This window comes from Photorhabdus akhurstii (assembly GCF_018448925.1).
GTDB classification, from domain to species: Bacteria; Pseudomonadota; Gammaproteobacteria; order Enterobacterales; family Enterobacteriaceae; genus Photorhabdus; species Photorhabdus akhurstii.
The window spans coordinates 1-747 of record NZ_RCWE01000108.1 but is presented as its reverse complement, the minus strand read 5'-3'; the positions used below and the strand labels follow the sequence as shown (position 1 = coordinate 747).

Sequence of the window (747 nt, the reverse complement as noted above, 5' to 3'; positions counted from 1 at the left end):
ACCGTGGTCGGCCCGGAAGGCGAAGAGATTTATGTCAATGAAGAGGGGTGTATCCGCATCCATTTTCACTGGGATCGTTATGATAAAGCCGATGAAAACGCCACCTGTTGGGTACGATTCGCGCAAGGCTGGAATGGCAGCGGTTACGGTTTTATGGCGGTTCCCCGTATCGGTCAGGAGGTGATTGTTTCTTATCTGAACGGTGATATTGATCGCCCGATTGTCACCGGTTGCACCTACAACGGTTCAAACCGGCCGCCGTTAAATTTACCTGCGGAAAAGACCCGCACGACATTTAAAACCCAAACCCACAAAGGGGAAGGTTTTAATGAATTGCGCTTTGAAGATGAGAAAGACCGGGAGGAGATTTACCTGCGCGGGCAGAAAGATCTGACCGCCCATATTCAGCACGATGCTTACTGGCATATTAAACATGACCATAAACAGCGCATCGATAATAACCGCTACAGTGAAATTCATGCTGATGACCACCGGAAAATCACCGGTTCCGGTAAATACAGCACCGATGGCGATGTTTCACACCGTATCTCAGGCAGTCAGCATTTACAGACCGGGGAGGCATTGGTGGCTGAAAGTGGTCAGGAAACGCACCTGAAAAGCGGCGGTAAGATGGTGTTGGAGGCGACGTCAGAGATTACCTTAAAAGTCGGCGGCCATTTTATCCGGTTAACTCCCGGCGGTATTCTGACTTCCCCCAATTTGCTGGTCGGGCAAGGTTCAGCCGGT

1 protein-coding gene is annotated in these 747 nt (G+C 50.6%); it reads left to right on the top strand.

Going from position 1 to position 747, the window contains the following annotated elements:
• Positions 1-747 (top strand): type VI secretion system Vgr family protein (locus EAE93_RS23955; RefSeq protein WP_214040732.1); only part of this gene is annotated, 747 nt, incomplete at both ends.